This window comes from Neisseria sp. P0009.S007 (assembly GCF_051962515.1).
Map to the genome: position 1 here is coordinate 1 of NZ_JBQCVF010001186.1, position 252 is coordinate 252.

At 37.3% G+C, this 252-nt stretch carries 1 protein-coding gene; it reads left to right on the forward strand.

The window, feature by feature from the left end; translation table 11 throughout:
- Positions 1–17: 17 nt before the first annotated feature.
- Positions 18–252 (forward strand): hypothetical protein (locus tag ACTHS3_RS18245; RefSeq protein WP_440368833.1); only part of this gene is annotated, 235 nt, incomplete at its 3' end.

Genomic DNA, 252 nt, shown 5'->3' on the forward strand with positions numbered 1-252 from the left:
GTGTAAAGGGTTTTAAATTGACCTATGAAATACAGGAGGCTTTTAAAAAATTACCACTCATAGAAAACTTAAAACCATACAGTAAAAAAGCTTTAGAATTTCAAATCAAACACCTTAAACTGATTGCAGTACAAGAACAGAAGAATATCCTCCAAAGCATATGCTGGGATCATCCATGGATGCGTTTAGGTGCAGAAATGCAACGGTGGGCAAAGAATCCCAAGACTTTTATCCGCTTCCACAGCAGCTATG